This window comes from Mycobacterium sp. (assembly GCF_965229265.1).
Lineage (GTDB): Bacteria > Actinomycetota > Actinomycetes > Mycobacteriales > Mycobacteriaceae > Mycobacterium.
The window spans coordinates 948,841-965,329 of sequence record NZ_CBDDIY010000011.1 but is presented as its reverse complement, the minus strand read 5'-3'; the positions used below and the strand labels follow the sequence as shown (position 1 = coordinate 965,329).

Sequence of the window (16,489 nt, the reverse complement as noted above, 5' to 3'; positions counted from 1 at the left end):
TCGCTGCGCATCATTCGGCGTGGGCGGCACCGATCCAATGCAGCAGGTCGTGCACGGTGTGATCCTCGAGCCGATAGGAGACCTGCCGGCCGACCCGGGTCGAGGTGACCCAACCCTGCTGGCGGAGCACCCGAAGAGCTTGCGAGACGGCGTTTTCTGATCTGCCCACCGCCTCGGCCAGGTCGCCGACACAGATACCCGGCGCCCGGTGCAGGCCGAGCAGGATCTCCAGCCGGTGCGGATCGGAGAGCAGGTCGAAGCGCTGCGTCCAGCCGTTGATGTCCACGTCGGCCAGCGCGGACGAGGCCAGCGCGACCTTGCCCTGCGCACCCGGCTCATCCATGCCTAAGGAATCTAGTCCACCATCGCGCCGCTGCCAGGGACGCTGGAACAAACCGGCCCGGATACGCGACTATTGCAACGTGGACTGCGATGTCGCCCGTGAGGCGTTGTCGGCCCGGATTGACGGGGAACGCGAACCCGTTCCCGCCGCCCGGGTCGATGAGCATCTGGCCACCTGTGCCGACTGCCGGTCGTGGTACGCGCGTGCTGTGGAGCAAACCCAGCAGCTGCGCCGCCTGGCCGGCCGGTCCCAGGTGGCCGCAGTGGCGGCACCCCCGGCCCGGCCGACCCCTCCTCCGGCGCGTCGCCGGCTGCCGGCTGCGGCAGCGTCGTGGCGGCGCGCGACGTTGGGCGCCGTGGGAGTGCTCCAGCTGGCGCTGGCGGTCGCCCAGGCCCTCGGCGCGCCAATCGGGACGTCGGCGGGCGCGCACCACATGACGATGAGCGGGCACCTGCTCAACGAGTCCACCGCATGGTCGGCGGCACTCGGCGCGGTCATGGTCGCCGCCGCGGTACGCCCCACCGCGGCCGCCGGTCTGGCCGGGGTGCTTTCGGTGTTCACGGCGATCCTCAGCGGCTACGTCGTCAGCGACGCGGTGTCGGGCGCGGTGTCGGCCGGCCGCATCCTGAGCCACCTGCCGGTGCTGGCCGGGACTGTGCTGGCCGTACTGGTGTGGCGCGACACCCGGGCCCCCGGGCCCGAACCCCGATCCGATGCCGTCCCGGCGACCGAGGATCTGGTGCTGCCCGACAACGCCGCCCGCGGACGTCGCCGTGGCCACCTCTACCCCACCGACGGTTCGGCCGCCTGAGAGGCCCAGGGCCAGTCGCGGAGCGACCCAGCGCCGCCGAAACCAACGTTTCGCACAAGAAATCCGAGACGAGAGCGCCACAACGTCGATCTCGGCGACGATCTCGGTGCACGCCGTCCGCTACAGCATGACGCCGAACATGATGGCCATACCGGCGGCCATCATGGCCTGGCACAGGATGCCGAGCGGATGGCCGCCGCGTACCGGGGACCGATCCATCCGCACGGCCAGGTAGCGGTACAGCCAGAACACCGCGGCGACGGCGAAGCCGATGGTGCACACCCAGTCGAGCGTGTCGATGTAGGCCGGATTTCCCGCAGCCCCGGAGGCGTCGGCGGCGGGCATGTCCATGCCGGACATGTCCATCCCCGGCATGTTCATCCCCGCATGCCCGGCGTGGCCGCCGCCGCTACCGGTCGAGGCGCTGCCCGAGGCATCCCCGGAGCCCGACTGGCCGGGCAGCAGGTGCCCGTTCATCACCGCGTACATCCACGCCATCGCCAGCATCATCAGCGCGTGGTAGGTGCCGGCGACTCGGTGGCCGGCTCCCACCGGGCTGACGGTGACCGCCACGAACCAGAGGGTCGCCAGCAGGAAGAACACCATCGGGGCGACGGTCGGCAGCGCCGCACCCCACGGCCAGGCCATCACCGCCATCGCCACCGCCATCACGGCGTGCAAGACATGACCAACCACGCTGACCGGCCGCCGGTTCCCGGCCGCCAGTGAATACAGGCACTCGGCGGCGCTGAGCACGAACAGGATGGTGACCACCCATCGCAGCGCGAGATCCTGGATCACCGGTCAAACCTCCTGCGTCGTCCCCTGCCCCGTCAGCATTGGTCGATTCATCGCACCAGAAAGTTCCCACCGTGGCGACTTGGCTACGACGACGGGTCGTAGACTGGCGGCTGAGTTTTCCGCGGGTGAAAGGCCACGACGACGATGGGGTCGACCCAGACAGGCGCCCGGCCGGCGGGCCGCTGGATCGTCGGTGGCATCGTCGTGATGGTCGCGGCCCTGATCGGGTACGCGCTGGCTTCCGGAGACCGCCGTTTCAGCGCCACCGGAGATTCCTTCCCCGGCAACCCCACGAGCATCGCCGAGGTGGTCGGGTACTTCGTCGCCACCCTGGCCGCGGCGATCTGCCTGGGCGCCCTGGTGTTCGTCACCATCACCGCCGACCCCGACGAGCGGGGCGTACTGGACCCGGCCTCGTTCCGGGTGCACCTGCTCGCCGAACGCCTGGCACCGGTCTGGCTGGTCACCGCGCTGGCGATGGTACCGATCCAGGCGGCCAATGCCGCCGGGATGCCGGTCGCGCGGCTGGTCAGCAGCGGAGCGATCGGCAGTGCGCTGGGCGCTTCGGAGATGGCCCGGGCGTGGATCGCTGCGGCCATCTTCGCCGCCGTGGTCACCGTCGTCCTGCGGCTGACCGTGCGGTGGGTGTGGCACGTCGTGCTGCTGATCCCCACCTTCATCGGCCTCATCGCCCTGCCCGTGTCCGGCAATGCCGGCCAGGGCCCAGACCACGACTACGCGACCAGCGCCGTCATCGTTTTCACGGCCGCACTGGCCATCCTGACCGGAGTGAAGGTGAGCGCCGCCGTTGCCCCGCCCGCCGCGGCGCTGTGCCGCAGGGTGGTGCTGACCGAGGTGGCGGCCGGTGCGGTGGCCCTGGTGTACGGCGCGGTGCTGCTGTACCTGCTCACCGGCTCCGGCGGGCTGACCGGCTCGGACTACGGACGGCTGGGCGTGCTCGCGGCGGTCGCGCTGGTGGTGACCGTGCTGGTCGATGTCGCCCGGTTACGCACCGCCCGCGCCGGGGGCACGGCGGGCGCATTGGTCGCCGTCCTCGCGGTCGCGGCCATCTCGGCGATGGCGATCCAGACCGCGCCGCGCCTGCTGGCCCACCAGTTCACCGCCTGGGATGTCTTCCTCGGCTATCAACTACCGCAGGGCCCCAACGCCGTCCGGCTGCTCACCGTCTGGCGCTTCGACGTCCTGCTCGGGATCCTGGCCGTGGTGCTGGCGGCCGCGTATCTGATCGGCGTGCTCCGGCTGCGCCGGCGCGGCGACAACTGGCCGCCCGGGCGGTCGGTGGCCTGGTTGCTCGGGTGCGCCGCCCTGTTGTTCACCACCGGGTCCGGGGTGCGGGCCTACGGCTCGGCGATGTTCAGCGTGCACATGTCCGAGCACATGGCCCTCAACATGTTCATCCCGGTGTTCCTCGTGCTGGGCGCGCCGATCACCCTGGCACTGCGGACCCTGCCCGCCGCGGGTGCCGGACATCCCCCCGGTCCGCGCGAGTGGCTGATGTGGATGGTGCATTCGCCGGTGTCACGGTTCCTTTCCCACCCCGCGACGGCATTCGTGCTCTTCGTCGGCTCGCTGTATGCGGTGTACTTCACCCCGCTGTTCGACACCCTGGTGCGCTACCACTGGGGTCACGAATTCATGAGCCTGCACTTCATGATCACCGGCTACCTGTTCTTCTGGGGCATCATCGGCATCGACCCGGGCCCGCGACGGCTGCCCTTCATCGGCCGGCTGGGAATGTTGTTCGCAGTCATGCCGTTCCACGCGTTCTTCGGTATCGCCACCATGACGATGACCTCGGTGCTCGGCGGCACGTTCTACCGCAGCCTCGACCTGCCGTGGCTGTCAAGCCTGATCGACGACCAGCATCTCGGCGGCGCCATCGCCTGGGGGTCCAGTGAGTTACCCGTGATCGTGGTCGTGGTGGCGCTGGTGGTGCAGTGGTCGCGCCAGGACCGCCGCACCGCGGTCCGCAGTGACCGGCACGCGGATGCCAAGTACGACGACGATCTGGACGCCTACAACGCGATGCTGCGCAAGCTGTCCGAAACCCGGGGCTGAGTCGCTAGGACACCTTCGACATCTGCTTGCCGCAGCAGGTCTCGGTGTGGTCGGTCGTCGATTTGCAGCAGGGGCAGGCCTTCTCGTAGACGATGGTGGCTCCGCACTCACCACACTGATAGCGCTCTCCGGACGATCGCGACATTGTCGTCTCCTTAATTCTCGACAGATCTACATGGTGGCAGCCGCGGTCACCCCACGACGGAGTATTCGCCCTCTTCGTCGAGTGCGGCCTGCACCTGTTCGACGGTGAGGTCGGCGCCCGCCTGCACCCGCACGGTCGACGGCTCACCGAGGTCGACCTCGACGGCACTGACATCCGGCAACGCGCCGAGGGCGGCGCTCACGATCCGCACACAACTCTGGCAGTGCAGGCCGTCGACCTTGAAGGTCTGCTGTGACATCGGATCACCCTTTCGCTGACGTGCGCCCGCGGCTGTCGAAATTGCGCAGCCGCAGGCTGTTCGAGACGACGAAGAACGACGAGAAGGCCATCGCCGCACCGGCGATCAGCGGATTGAGCAGCCCGGCCGCGGCGATCGGGATGGCCGCGACGTTGTAGCCGAACGCCCAGAACAGGTTGACCCTGATCGTGCGCATGGTGGCGCGAGCCAGATCCAGTGCCTGCGGGACGATGTCGAGGTCGTCGCGCACCAGGATGATGTCGGCGGCACCGATCGCCACGTCGGTGCCGCGCCCGATCGCAAGTCCGAGATCCGCCGAGGCCAGGGCCGGACCGTCGTTGATGCCGTCGCCGACCATGGCGACCACCCGGCCGCGGTCGCGCAGCTGCCCGATGACATCGACCTTGCCCTCCGGGAGCACCTCGGCGATGACCTCGTCGATGCCGACCTGGGCGCCTACCGCCCCGGCGGCCGCGGCATTGTCACCGGTGAGCAGGACGGTGCGCAACCCTCTGCGATGTAGGGCGGCCACCGCGTCGGCCGCCGAATCCTTGACCGCGTCGGCGACCGCGATGGCACCGCACAGCTCGCCGTCGACGGCGACGAAGACGACCGTCTCGCCGCGCGATTCGGCCGCACGGCGCGCCGACTCCAAGACCGCGGGCGCCCGGCCCGCCCCGGTCACCCAGGACGGCCGGCCGACCGCCACATCGTGGCCCGAGACCGTACCGGTGACACCGCGCCCGGCATGCGCGCGAAAGTCCTCGACCGGGCGGCGATCGTCGGTCGCCGTCACGACCGCCACCGCGACGGCGTGTTCGGAGGCGACCTCGACGGCGCCGGCCAGCGCCAACACCTCGGCGGGCTGCCAGCCCTCGGCGGCCGTCACCGCGGTCACCGCCAGATGCCCGGTGGTCAGGGTGCCGGTCTTGTCGAACACCACCGTGTCCACCGCGCGGATGGCTTCCAGGGCCCGATAGCCCTTCAGGAAGATGCCCAGCTGGGCCCCGCGGCCCGAGGCCACCATCATCGCCGTCGGGGTGGCCAGACCCAGAGCGCACGGGCAGGCGATGACCAGCACGGCCAGCGCCGCCGAGAACGCCCGGTCGGCGTCGGCCCCGGCCAGCAACCACCCACCGGCGGTGAGCGCCGCGATCACGAACACCACGGGCACGAACACCCCGGCGATCCGGTCGGCCAGCCGCTGCGCGTCGGCCTTCTGCGCCTGCGCCTCCTCGACCAGACGCACCATGCCGGCGAACTGGGTGTCGGCACCCACCGCCGCGGCTTCGACGATCAGCCTGCCGTCGAGCACCACCGTCCCGCCGATCACCCGGCCGCCGGGGTGGACCCGGGCGGGTTTGGCTTCGCCGGTCATGGCACTCATATCGATCGCGGCGCTGCCCTCGACCACCAGCCCGTCGGCGGCGACGGTCTGCCCGGGGCGCACGACGAAGCGCTGCTGCTCCTTGAGCTCGTCGGCCGGGATCACCATCTCGGTGCCGTCGGCCAGCAACACCGACACGTTCTTGGCGCTCAACGCGGCCAGCGCCCGCAACGCGCTGCCGGCCCGCGACTTGGCCCGCGCCTCGAAGTAGCGGCCGGCCAGGATGAACACCGTCACCCCGGCGGCCACCTCGAGGTAGATGGCGTCGCTGCCCAGCAGCGCCTGCCAGATGCCGCTGGTTTCCCGGACCCGGTGCGCGCCGAAGATCGTGTACAGCGACCACAGCGTGGCCGAGGTGACCCCAACCGAGATCAACGTCTCCATGGACGCGGTGCCGTGCCGGGCGTTGCGCACGGCGACCCGGTGGAACGGCCAGGCCGCCCAGGTGACGATGGGCAGCGCCAGTGCGGTCAGCACCCACCCCCAGCCGGTGAAACGGGTGCTCGGGACAACGGCAAACATCACCGACAGATCGGCCAGCGGCACGAACAACACGGCGGCGATGGCCAGTCGGCGCAGCAGGCTGCGGGCCAGCTGGTCGTCGGGATCGGCCGGTTCGACCGGCGACGTGCTGCGCGGCGCCGCGTCGTAGCCGGCCTTGCGGATCACCGCGCAGAGCTCGTCGGTGGCCACCGAGTCGACCGTGTCGACGGTGGCAACGCGGGTGGCGAAGTTCACCGACGCGCGCACGCCGTCGATCTTGTTGAGTTTGGTCTCGACCCGCGCGGCACACGCGGCGCAGGACATTCCCGAGACGTCGAGTTCGACTCGGTGGAGCGCATCGGGCGCGACATGCGGCGCGTCCGGGGCGGGACCGCCCACGACGGAAACCGTCATCGCCCTCCTTGGCTCAGTGGTGGCCGCGCGCGCCACCGGGCGCTCCGGCGCCCAAGTCGGATAGTCGGCTGCCGCGACCGCCGAGTTCCCGACGACCGGGAAAATTCGTGCGGACACGCCGACGACACCGGTGTCCAAAATACTCCGCCGGGTTCAGCCGACCCGTTCGCAGTGGCCTGCAGATGTGCCCGGCGCAGCGATCGCCTACTCTGACGTTCCGTGGGCGAACGTGACGACGACCAGGTGACGGTGCTGGCCCTGGCTGCCGGCCGCGGCGATTCGGCCGCGCTCGAGGCGTTCATCAAGGCCACCCAGCGCGATGTCTGGCGCACGGTCGCCTTCCTCGGCGACCCCGGTCACGCCGATGACCTCACCCAGGAGACCTTCCTGCGCGCCCTCGGGGCGCTGCCCCGATTCTCCGGGCGCTCCTCGGCCCGGACCTGGTTGCTGTCGATCGCCCGCCGCGTGGTCATCGACCAGATCCGCCGCAACCAGGCCCGGCCGCGCACCGGCTACGGGATCGACCTGGACCAGATGCTCGACACCCGGCACAGCGCCGCGCGTTTCGAGGACATCATCGAGATTCGGATGTTGCTGGACGGGCTGGACCCCGACCGCCGCCACGCGTTGATGTTGACCCAGGTGCTCGGGCTGTCCTACGCCGAGGCTGCCGAGGTGTGCGGGTGCCCGGTGGGCACCATCCGCTCCCGCGTCGCCCGCGCCCGCGACGATCTGATGACCGCCGCGCACCGCGACGACCAGGTGGGTTGACCGGGAACCACCGGGCGCGCCCATGCGACCACTGAACGTGCCCCGTGACAACGACCTCGATGTGATGCTGCGCCGGATCGGGCAGCGCGCGTGCTTGAGGATGTGTGGATCAGCGGGCGCGCAACCGTGGTCATGCTCGTCGCGGCCAGTGTGCTCAGGCGGCGCCGCAGCGACGGGCTGGCTGGCTGATGTGCACAAGCATCTGGATGTCCCGAGTTGCGATCGCGATGTTCGTGCTGACGGCGGTGCTGTCCTCGATAGCGCTGTGGCGCAGGCGCTTCCGCTGGTGCTGTGCGGCCGCGTACGCCGGCGGCCTGTCGACCGTTGCCGGACTCGGCATGCTCTGGTGGCATCAGACCGCACCGGCGGCACTGACCCGGGGGCCCGCGGCGTGGATGACAGTCGGGGTGCTGTGTGCCGCCGGCCTAACCGTGGCCTGGCTACGGCTGATCACCATCCCGTTGGAACGGTCCCAGCCCGATATCCGGACCAGTCCGGTCAGCGCCGGCTGATCAAGCCGGCGGCTTCTTCTCCCGCCACGCCCGTTCAAAGGGCAGCCGCCAGGCGTTCGGGGCGATGAGTTGGTGAATGGCATTGGGACCCCATGTGCCGACCGGATAGCTCTTGACCGGTGGCGGATCCTCCAGGAGGTGCGCCGAGCGATCCCACAACGACTCGATGCCTTCGGCTGTGGTGAATAGCGTGTGGTCACCCCGCATCGCATCCAGGATGAGCCGCTCGTATGCCTCGAGCACATCACCGACCGAGTCGGTCTCCCTGGTGGAGAACTGCATGGACAGCTTGTCGAGTTTCATGCCGGGCCCCGGGCGTTTGCCGTAGAACGACAGCGACACCTTGGACTCGTCGGCCAGATCGAACGTGAGGTGATCGGGTCCCTCGGAACCGACTCCCGAGCCGGGCGGAAACATGGTGCGCGGCGCTTCCTTGAACGCGATCGAAATGATGCGCTGGCCCTCGGCCATCTTCTTTCCGGTCCGCAGGTAGATCGGTACCCCGGCCCAGCGCCAGTTATCGATTCCGACCTTGAGCGCGATGAACGTCTCGGTATCGGAATCCCTTGCCACACCGTCCTCTTCGCGGTAGCCGATGTACTGGCCACGGACCACGTCGGCCGGGTTGACCGGCAGCATCGAGCGAAAAACCTTGTTCTTCTCCTCGCTGATCGCGCGGGGCTCGAGGGCGGTGGGTGGTTCCATCACCACGAAGGCCATCACCTGGAAGAGGTGGGTGACCACCATGTCCTTGTAGGCGCCGGTGCTCTCGTAGAAGTTCGCGCGGGCGTCCAGGCCGAGCATCTCGGGGATGTCGATCTGAATGTGATCGATGAAGTTGCGATTCCAGATCGGTTCGAACAGGCCGTTCGCGAACCGGAACGCCAGAATGTTCTGCGCAGCTTCCTTGCCGAGAAAGTGATCGATGCGAAAGATCTGTTCTTCGCCGAACGTGTCGTGCACGAAGTCGTTGAGTTCGATGGCGCTGGCCAGGTCGGTGCCAAACGGCTTCTCCATCACCACCCGGGAGCGCTGCACCAGGTTCGCCTCTTTGAGCATGGTGATGACGGACTGCGCCGCCTTCGGCGGAACCGACAGGTAGTGCAGCCGTCGGACGTTGGGGCCCAGCAGCTCCTCGGCGGCGATCACGGCGTCGGCCAACGCCTGCGGTCCGGCACTCTGGGGCACGTAGGTGACGCGTTCGGCGAAGTGCGCCCACTGCGCGTCGGAGAGCCGGCGGCTGCCGAACTCCTCGACGGCCTTTCTGGCCATGCCCAGGAACTGCTCGTCGGTGTAGTCCTCCAACGAGGTGGCGACCAGCCGGATGTCGGGGGCCAGCGCGGACTCTTCCAGATACGCCAGCCCCGGTATCAGCTTGCGCTTGGCGAGGTCGCCGGTCGCCCCGAAGAGGACGATGACGTGGGGATCGAGGCTCTCGGCGTCACGACGGTGCGGACGGGCACCCGCTGCCGGATAAGCGATGGTCTGCAAGTTGTCGGTAGCCACACCGGGCATGATCGCACCCCGCCGGGGCCGGTGCCACTGCTCGTCAGTCCAGGAAGCCGTGCAGCAACGCCGACGATCCGGCGACGTGGGCGCGCATCGCGACGGATGCGGCCTCCGGGTCACCGGCCAGGATCGCGATCACGATCGCCTCGTGTTGTTCGTCGGAGTGCACAATGTTGCGGCGCAGCAACGGAATCTGGTCGAGCAGGGCGTTGAGGCGCATCCGGTTCTCGGCCACCAGTGGCACCACCGACGGTGAGCCGGCGGCCTCGGCGATCGCCAGGTGCAGCCGGGAGTCCAGCCGCCGGTAGTCATCGGGGGTGGCGTTGCGCACGTCGAGCAGCCGTGACCACAGCACATCGCGTTCTGCGGCGGTCAGCGTGCGGGTGGCGGCCATCCGGGCCGCGCCCACCTCGAGGATCTCCCGCAGCCGCAGCGCGTCGTCGATCTCGGCCCGGGTGACCCGAACCGCCCCCTCGGTCGGGGCGGGCAGCTCTTCGGCCAGGAAGGTGCCCCCGTAGCGGCCACGGCGCGACACCAGGTAGCCGGCGTCGCCCAGCGACTTGATGGCCTCGCGCACGGTGTCGCGGCTGACGCCGAGCCGGGCGGCGAGTTCACGCTCGGGAGGCAGCGAGTCCCCCCGGCGCCAGCACACCGAGCCGGATGGTTTGCAACAGCCGGCCGACGGTGTCCTCGAAGGCGTTGCCGGGCCGCACCGGACGCAGCAGTGCCTCGGAAGCCACTGCCGAATCGTCCGCCGCCGCCGACATCTGGATGACCTACAGCGGCGTGACGTAGTGGCCGCTGATACCGCCGTCGACCAGGAAGGTCGAGCCGGTGATGAACGACGAGTCGTCACTGGCCAGGAACGCCACCGCGGCGGCCAGCTCCTCGGGCTCGGCGAAGCGGCCCATCGGCACGTGGACCAGCCGGCGGGCCGCCCGCTCGGGATCCTTGGCGAACAGCTCCTGCAGCAGCGGGGTGTTCACCGGGCCCGGGCACAGCGCGTTGACCCGAATCCCCTGCCGCGCGTACTGGACTCCGAGCTCACGGGACATGGCCAGCACGCCGCCCTTGGATGCGGTGTAGGAGATCTGGCTGGTCGCCGAGCCCATCACCGCCACGAACGAGGCGGTGTTGATGATCGAGCCCTTCTGCGCCGGCACCATGTGTCGCAGTGCGGCCTTGCAGCAGAAGAACACCGACTTGAGGTTGATGTCCTGCACCCGGTCCCAGGCTTCGACGCCGGTGTTCTCGATCAGGTCGTCGTCGGGCGGGCTGATGCCGGCGTTGTTGAAGGCGATGTCGACCCCGCCGTGGGTCTCGAAAGCGGTGTCGAACAAGTTGTCCACCGCGACCTGATCGGAGACGTCGACCTGGACGAACTGGACGTTCAGGTCATTTGCGACGGATTGGCCGGCCGTCGCGTCGAGGTCCCCGATGACGACGATCGCGCCTTCGGCCCGCAGCCGCTTGACGGTGGCCAATCCGATTCCGCTGGCACCACCGGTGACAACGGCGACCTTGCCCGACAGCCGTTGGGTGAGGTCAACTTTCGAGGTCATGCTTCTCCGATCGCATAGAAGACGTTCTTGGTTTCCGTGAAATGCAGGGGTGCGTCCGGGCCGAGCTCACGGCCCAATCCGGACTGCTTGAATCCGCCGAACGGGGTGTTGTACCGCACCGACGAATGCGAATTCACGCTCAGGTTGCCGGCCTCGACGGCCCGGGAGACGCGCAGCGCGCGGGACAGATTGTCGGTCCAGATCGAGCCGGACAGACCGTATTCGGTGTCGTTGGCCAGCGCGATGGCGTCGGCCTCGTCCTCGAACGGCAAGACGGTGACCACCGGGCCGAAGATCTCCTCGGTCACGGTGCGGTCGTCCCGCTCGGGGGTCAGCACCGTTGGCGGGAACCAGTAGCCAGGGCCGGTGGGCGCCGAGCCGCGGAAGGCGACCGGGGCGTCGTCGGGCACGTAGGCAGCCACCGACTCGAAGTGCTTGCGCGACACCAGCGGACCCATCTCGGTGTCGCGCTGCGCGGGATCCCCCACGACCAGCCCCTTGACCGCCGGCTCGAGCATCGCCATGAATTTGTCGAACACGCTGCGTTGCACCAGAATCCGGCTGCGGGCACAGCAGTCCTGGCCGGCGTTGTCGAAGACTCCGTAGGGTGCGGTTGCAGCGGCACGCTCCAGATCGCAGTCGGCGAAGACGATGTTGGCGCTCTTGCCGCCGAGTTCCAGCGTGACCCGCTTGATCTGGGCCGCCGCACCCGCCATCACCTTCGTGCCGACCTCGGTGGACCCGGTGAACACCAGCTTGCGCACACCCGGGTGGCTGATGAAACGCTCGCCGACCACCGAGCCCTTGCCGGGCAGCACCTGGAACAGACCCTCGGGAAGGCCGGCCTCCAGTGCGAGCTCACCGAGACGCATCGAGGTCAGCGGGGTCCACTCGGCCGGCTTGAGCAGCACGGCGTTGCCGGCGGCCAGCGCAGGGGCGAAACCCCATACCGCGATCGGCATCGGGAAGTTCCACGGGGTGATCACGCCGATCACACCCATCGGCTCGTTGAACGTGACGTCGAGACCACCGGCGACCGGAATCTGCTTGCCGGACAACCGCTCCGGACTGGCCGAGTAGAACTGGAGAACATCGCGGACGTGGCCGGCCTCCCATTCGGCGGCACCGATCGGATGCCCGGAGTTGGCCACCTCCAGGGCGGCCAGCTCGCCGACATGGGCGTCGACGGCGGCGGCGAAGGACCGCAACGCGGCGGCCCGCTCGGCCGGCGACTGGGCCGCCCAGGCCTTCTGCGCGACCTTGGCCCGCTCGACGGCGTCGTCGACACCGGCGACGTCGGTCAGCTCGACGGTGCGCAGCGCCTGTTCGGTCGCCGGATTGACCAGCTCTGTGGTGCTCAAAGGTGTGCTCTTTCTGTCGTATACACCCGCGCGGCCTCGACCAGGCCGGCGAACAATCTCAGGTCGTCCAGGGTCTCCTCGGGATGCCATTGCACGGCAAGCACGAAGTCGTGGCCGGGCAGCTCCACCGCCTCGATGATTCCGTCGCTGTCGCACGCAGTGACCACCAGTCCGTCACCGAGCCGGTCGATCGCCTGATGGTGATAGCACTGCGCGTCGATGCTGTCCCCGATCAGCCCGGCCAGCTTGCTGCCGGCAACGGTCCGCACGGTGGAGGTGGTGAACACCGCGTTGCCCTGCTGGTGACGGGTGTGTCCGAGGAGGTCGGGGAGATGCTGGTGCAGCGTTCCGCCGAGTGCGACATTGAGAAGCTGTGCGCCGCGGCAGATCCCGAGGACGGGCAGGTGCCGGCGCAAGGCGGCAGCCACCAGCGCGAACTCCCAGGCGTCACGGTCGCGGGCCGGCTCGTCGGTAGTCGGATGCGGATCATGACCATAGGCGGCCGGGTCGACGTCCTTACCGCCGGTGATGATCAGCCCATCGATCCCATCCAGCACCCGGGCGGCGATGTCACCGTCGACCGGCTGCGGCGGCAGCAGGGTGGCGATACCGCCGGCCAGCGTGACGCCCTCGATGTAGATGCCGGGCAGGAAGCTGGCATGGACGTCCCAGACCCCGGTCTGCGCCTGTTGGAGATAGGTGGTCAGGCCCACGATCGGCCTGGGCGGGGCGTCCGCTCTAGAGTCGTTCAAAGCCGCGCACCCTCTCCCAGTCGGTCACCGCCGAGTTGAACGCGGCCAGCTCGACGCGGGCGTTATTGAGGTAGTGCTCGACGACCTGCTCGCCGAAGGCTTCTCGCGCCACCGTCGAATTGGCGAACAGGTCGGCGGCCTCGGCCAGCGTGGTCGGCAGCCGCTGCGCACCACTGGTGTAGGCGTTGCCCGCACAGGCCTCCGGTAGCTCCAGCCCCTGATCGATGCCGTAGAGGCCACCGGCCACCAGCGCAGCCACCGCCAGGTACTGGTTGACGTCCCCGCCCGGCGCCCGGCACTCCATGCGCATCGAGGGGCCGTTGCCGACCACGCGCAGCGCACAGGTGCGATTGTCCAGACCCCAGGCGATCGCCGTCGGCGCGAAGCTGCCCTCGACAAAACGCTTGTAGGAGTTGATGTTCGGTGCATAGAACAGGGTCAGTTCACGCAGCGTGGCCAGCTGGCCCGCGATGAAGCTGCGGAACATCGGGGACATGCCCAGCGGCTCGTCGGCCGCAGCAAATACGGCCGAACCGTCGGCATCGCGCAACGAGATGTGGATGTGACAGCTGTTGCCTTCGCGCTCATCGAATTTCGCCATGAACGTCAGGCTCTTGCCGTGCTGGTCGGCGATCTCTTTCGCGCCGTTCTTGTAGATCGTGTGGTTGTCACACGTGACCAGCGCGCTGTCGTAGCGGAACGCGATCTCCTGCTGACCGAAGTTGCACTCCCCCTTGACGCCTTCGCAGTACATGCCGGCGCCGTCCATACCCAGCCGGATGTCACGCAGCAGCGGCTCCATCCGAGTGGAGGCGTGGATGGCGTAGTCGACGTTGTAGTCGGTGGCCTTCGACAGCCCCCGGTACCCGGCCGCCCAGGCGTCTCGGTAGTTCTCGTCGAACACCATGAACTCCAGTTCGGTGCCGACGAAAGCCTCCAGACCGCGCTGCGCCAGCCGGTCCAGCTGGGTGCGCAGGATGCTGCGCGGCGCCGGGGTCACCGCCCCGCCGTTGACCCAGGACAAGTCCGCCATCACCAACGCGGTCCCGGGCAGCCACGGCAACAGCCGCAGGGTGGCGAAGTCCGGAGTCATCACCATGTCGCCGTAACCGGACTCCCAGCTCGACATCGCATAGCCGTCGACGGTGTTCATGTCGACGTCCACGGCCAGTAGGTAGTTGCAGCACTCGGCTCCGTGCGCAGCGACCTCCTCGACGAACAACCGGGCCGCGACCCGCTTGCCGGTCAGCCGGCCCTGCATGTCGGCGAAGGCCACGATCACCGTGTCGATCTCACCGGCGGCCACCATGCTCTCCAACTCGGCCAGCACCAACAGGCCAGGCCGGCGGCGGCCAGCACCATCAGGCGTCACGTGTGCCCCCTCCAGACGGGATTGAATAGACCGAAAGTCAACCATTGGATGCCACCTTTGCGGCGACGTCGTCTTCCAGATTTACATAAACGTCACTCCAAAGGTAGGACACCAGACCAATAGCACTCTATTGTCCCTATTCAGAGAGCGCCGGTCGGCCGCCTCTCTCCTACCTCGCCCTGAAGGAGACGCGCTGTGCCAGAGGGTCACGAAATACTCGACGAGGACGAACGCCACCTCGCCAGCCTCGGTTACGCCCAAGAGTTGCACCGGTCCTGGTCCGGATTTTCCAACTTCGCCATCTCGTTCTCGATCATCTCCATCCTGGCGGGCTGCTTCACCTCGTTCGGCCTGGGCTGGAACAACGGCGGTCCGGCGGCCATCGCCTGGGGCTGGCCGATTCTCGCGGTCTTCATCTTGTTCATCGGGTTCTGTATGTCGGAGATGGTCTCGGCATTCCCGACATCGGGCGGAATCTACTGGTGGGCAGCCAAACTCGGCGGGCCGAAGGCCGGCTACTACACCGGCTGGCTGAACCTGGTGGGTCTGATCGCCATCCTGGCCTCGGTGGCCTACGGATCGGCGACGTTCCTGGACCTGACCTTGGGCACGTTCAGCGAGAGCTGGTTGGCCGGCTACAGCCTGACCCGGACCTTCATCATGTTCCTGATCATCCTGGTGGCAGTGGCGGTCATCAACATCTTCTCCAGCCACCTGCTGGCCGTGATCAACAACATCTCGGTGTGGTGGCATGTCGTCGGCGCGGCCGCAGTCGTCGTGATCCTGTGGGCGATCCCCGAGCAGCACGCCAGTTTCTCCACGGTGTTCGCCACCACCGTCAACAACACCGGATTCTTCGGCGGATCCACCTCCGGCCTGGGCTTCCTGTTCTTCGTCCTGCCGATGTCGGCGATCCTGACCCAGTACACGATCACCGGCTACGACGCCTCGGCGCACCTGTCCGAGGAGACCAAGAGCGCGGCCAACGCCGCCGCCAAGGGCATCTGGCGCTCGATCTTCTACTCGGCGATCGGCGGCTGGATCCTGCTGCTGACCTTCCTGTTCGCCGTGCAGGACGTCGACGGCGTCACCAAGGGCGGCGGCGCGGTCGCCACCATCTTCTCCCAGGCGATGGATTCCAAGTGGGTGGGGATCGTGCTGCTGATCTCGACGGCGGGCCAGCTGTTCTGCACCACGGCATGCCAGACCAGTGCCTCGCGCATGCTGTTCGCCTTCAGCCGCGACCGGGCGGTACCCGGACATCAGCTGTGGTCGAAGGTCAGTGCCAAGAGGGTGCCGGCCAATGCGGTGATGATCACCGCAGCCATCGCGGCGATCCTGACCCTGCCGGCCCTGGTCGAGGTGGACATCAACGGTGCGCCCGTGCCGATCGCCTTCTTCGCGGTGGTCTCGATCGGTGTCGTGGGCCTGTACCTGTGCTTCGCGGTGCCCATCTACTTCCGGTGGAAGGCCGGCGACTCGTTCCCGCTGGGGAGCTGGAACTTGCGCGGCCACCACAAGTGGATGGCGCCGCTGGCCCTGATCGAGATCGTCGTCACCTCGATCATCGCGATGTTCCCCACCTCGATCGGTGGTGCGCCCTGGGACGCCAGCTTCGAGTGGAAGTTCGTCAACTACACCCCGTTGGTGGTCGGTGGCGTGTTGATCCTGCTGTGGATCTACTGGCACGCCTCGGTGAAGAACTGGTTCACCGGGCCAATCCAGCAGGTCGATGCCACCGGCGAAGAACTGGAGGGGGTTTCCTGACGTCAGGGACCACACCCCAGGCCCGCCGTGAGGCAGGGTCCCGCGCCCCTCGTGCCCCAAGCCGAGGGGCGCGGTCTTTGTGAGCACCGTCTCGGCCCGGTTGAGAACGAACAACTGCGGGTAACTAAGGGGCCGAGACAGCGAGCAGACGGGATGGGGTC

15 protein-coding genes and 1 pseudogene are annotated in these 16,489 nt (G+C 68.3%); 5 read left to right on the top strand and 11 right to left on the bottom strand.

The window, feature by feature from the left end; translation table 11 throughout:
• Nucleotides 1–10: 10 nt before the first annotated feature.
• Entirely contained in the window at nt 11–343 is a 333-nt protein-coding gene (locus tag ADBZ9K_RS17045; RefSeq protein ID WP_526622408.1) for an ArsR/SmtB family transcription factor, read from the bottom strand.
• A 79-nt stretch (nt 344–422) separates the two neighbouring features.
• Here ADBZ9K_RS17045 and ADBZ9K_RS17040 point away from each other — a divergent pair, with 79 nt between their 5' ends.
• Nucleotides 423–1,154, top strand: a complete 732-nt coding sequence (locus ADBZ9K_RS17040; RefSeq protein ID WP_526622406.1) for a zf-HC2 domain-containing protein — start codon at nt 423–425, stop codon at nt 1,152–1,154.
• Between the two features lie 120 nt (nt 1,155–1,274).
• On the opposite strand, the gene ADBZ9K_RS17035 is transcribed toward ADBZ9K_RS17040, so the two are convergent.
• Entirely contained in the window at nt 1,275–1,955 is a 681-nt protein-coding gene (locus tag ADBZ9K_RS17035) for a DUF5134 domain-containing protein (protein ID WP_526622404.1), read from the bottom strand.
• 144 nt (nt 1,956–2,099) lie between these two features.
• On the opposite strand from ADBZ9K_RS17035, the gene ADBZ9K_RS17030 reads away from it, so the two are divergent.
• On the top strand, nt 2,100–4,034 hold the full coding sequence (locus tag ADBZ9K_RS17030; protein WP_526622402.1) for a cytochrome c oxidase assembly protein: 1,935 nt from the start codon (nt 2,100–2,102) through the stop codon (nt 4,032–4,034).
• A 4-nt stretch (nt 4,035–4,038) separates the two neighbouring features.
• On the opposite strand, the gene ADBZ9K_RS17025 is transcribed toward ADBZ9K_RS17030, so the two are convergent.
• Genes ADBZ9K_RS17025 through ADBZ9K_RS17015 form a run of 3 tightly spaced genes read right to left on the bottom strand, consistent with a single transcriptional unit; the run spans nt 4,039 to nt 6,722 of the window.
• On the bottom strand, nt 4,039–4,179 hold the full coding sequence (locus tag ADBZ9K_RS17025; protein WP_526622400.1) for a hypothetical protein: 141 nt from the start codon (nt 4,177–4,179) through the stop codon (nt 4,039–4,041).
• Between the two features lie 46 nt (nt 4,180–4,225).
• The gene (locus ADBZ9K_RS17020; RefSeq protein ID WP_526622398.1) at nt 4,226–4,438 is read right to left on the bottom strand and encodes a heavy-metal-associated domain-containing protein; all 213 of its coding nucleotides are present in this window, start codon (nt 4,436–4,438) and stop codon (nt 4,226–4,228) included.
• A 4-nt stretch (nt 4,439–4,442) separates the two neighbouring features.
• Nucleotides 4,443–6,722: a heavy metal translocating P-type ATPase gene (locus ADBZ9K_RS17015; RefSeq protein WP_526622396.1), complete on the bottom strand. Its 2,280-nt coding sequence runs from the start codon at nt 6,720–6,722 to the stop codon at nt 4,443–4,445.
• 219 nt (nt 6,723–6,941) lie between these two features.
• Here ADBZ9K_RS17015 and sigC point away from each other — a divergent pair, with 219 nt between their 5' ends.
• Complete coding sequence (gene sigC / locus ADBZ9K_RS17010) at nt 6,942–7,493, top strand: RNA polymerase sigma factor SigC (protein ID WP_526622394.1); 552 nt, start codon at nt 6,942–6,944, stop codon at nt 7,491–7,493.
• Between the two features lie 206 nt (nt 7,494–7,699).
• Nucleotides 7,700–8,005 (top strand): hypothetical protein, encoded by a 306-nt coding sequence (locus tag ADBZ9K_RS17005; RefSeq protein ID WP_526622392.1) that lies wholly within the window; start codon nt 7,700–7,702, stop codon nt 8,003–8,005.
• Here ADBZ9K_RS17005 and zwf read toward each other — a convergent pair whose 3' ends face one another.
• The 6 genes and pseudogenes from zwf to ADBZ9K_RS16975 form a co-directional block, all read right to left on the bottom strand.
• Nucleotides 8,006–9,520, bottom strand: a complete 1,515-nt coding sequence (gene zwf, locus ADBZ9K_RS17000) for a glucose-6-phosphate dehydrogenase (protein WP_526622390.1) — start codon at nt 9,518–9,520, stop codon at nt 8,006–8,008.
• Nucleotides 9,521–9,554: 34 nt separating this feature from the next.
• Nucleotides 9,555–10,281, bottom strand: a pseudogene (locus tag ADBZ9K_RS16995) (FadR/GntR family transcriptional regulator).
• 9 nt (nt 10,282–10,290) lie between these two features.
• The gene (locus ADBZ9K_RS16990) at nt 10,291–11,076 is read right to left on the bottom strand and encodes a 3-oxoacyl-ACP reductase (protein WP_526622388.1); all 786 of its coding nucleotides are present in this window, start codon (nt 11,074–11,076) and stop codon (nt 10,291–10,293) included.
• Nucleotides 11,073–12,437, bottom strand: coding sequence for an aldehyde dehydrogenase family protein (locus ADBZ9K_RS16985; RefSeq protein WP_526622387.1), 1,365 nt, complete (start codon nt 12,435–12,437; stop codon nt 11,073–11,075). Before ADBZ9K_RS16985 ends, ADBZ9K_RS16990 begins: the two co-directional genes overlap by 4 nt.
• Complete coding sequence (locus tag ADBZ9K_RS16980) at nt 12,434–13,189, bottom strand: gamma-glutamyl-gamma-aminobutyrate hydrolase family protein (RefSeq protein WP_526622385.1); 756 nt, start codon at nt 13,187–13,189, stop codon at nt 12,434–12,436. The genes ADBZ9K_RS16985 and ADBZ9K_RS16980 overlap by 4 nt, the downstream gene beginning before the upstream one ends.
• Complete coding sequence (locus tag ADBZ9K_RS16975; RefSeq protein ID WP_526622736.1) at nt 13,176–14,498, bottom strand: glutamine synthetase family protein; 1,323 nt, start codon at nt 14,496–14,498, stop codon at nt 13,176–13,178. Before ADBZ9K_RS16975 ends, ADBZ9K_RS16980 begins: the two co-directional genes overlap by 14 nt.
• Nucleotides 14,499–14,756: 258 nt before the next feature.
• Between ADBZ9K_RS16975 and ADBZ9K_RS16970 the strand changes: the two genes are divergently transcribed.
• Nucleotides 14,757–16,328, top strand: coding sequence for an amino acid permease (locus ADBZ9K_RS16970; RefSeq protein ID WP_526622383.1), 1,572 nt, complete (start codon nt 14,757–14,759; stop codon nt 16,326–16,328).
• Nucleotides 16,329–16,489: the final 161 nt, after the last annotated feature.

Excerpts from the sequence above, each read along its gene's own strand:
- ADBZ9K_RS17025 (WP_526622400.1), bottom strand. The coding sequence starts at position 4,179 with ATGTCGCGATCGTCCGGAGAGCGCTATCAGTGTGGTGAGTGCGGAGCC.
- ADBZ9K_RS17030 (WP_526622402.1), top strand. The coding sequence starts at position 2,100 with ATGGGGTCGACCCAGACAGGCGCCCGGCCGGCGGGCCGCTGGATCGTC.
- ADBZ9K_RS17020 (WP_526622398.1), bottom strand. The coding sequence starts at position 4,438 with ATGTCACAGCAGACCTTCAAGGTCGACGGCCTGCACTGCCAGAGTTGT.
- ADBZ9K_RS17005 (WP_526622392.1), top strand. The coding sequence starts at position 7,700 with ATGTCCCGAGTTGCGATCGCGATGTTCGTGCTGACGGCGGTGCTGTCC.
- ADBZ9K_RS17045 (WP_526622408.1), bottom strand. The coding sequence starts at position 343 with ATGGATGAGCCGGGTGCGCAGGGCAAGGTCGCGCTGGCCTCGTCCGCG.
- ADBZ9K_RS17015 (WP_526622396.1), bottom strand. The coding sequence starts at position 6,722 with ATGACGGTTTCCGTCGTGGGCGGTCCCGCCCCGGACGCGCCGCATGTC.
- ADBZ9K_RS16975 (WP_526622736.1), bottom strand. The coding sequence starts at position 14,498 with ATGGTGGCCGCCGGTGAGATCGACACGGTGATCGTGGCCTTCGCCGAC.
- ADBZ9K_RS16990 (WP_526622388.1), bottom strand. The coding sequence starts at position 11,076 with ATGACCTCGAAAGTTGACCTCACCCAACGGCTGTCGGGCAAGGTCGCC.
- zwf (WP_526622390.1), bottom strand. The coding sequence starts at position 9,520 with ATGCCCGGTGTGGCTACCGACAACTTGCAGACCATCGCTTATCCGGCA.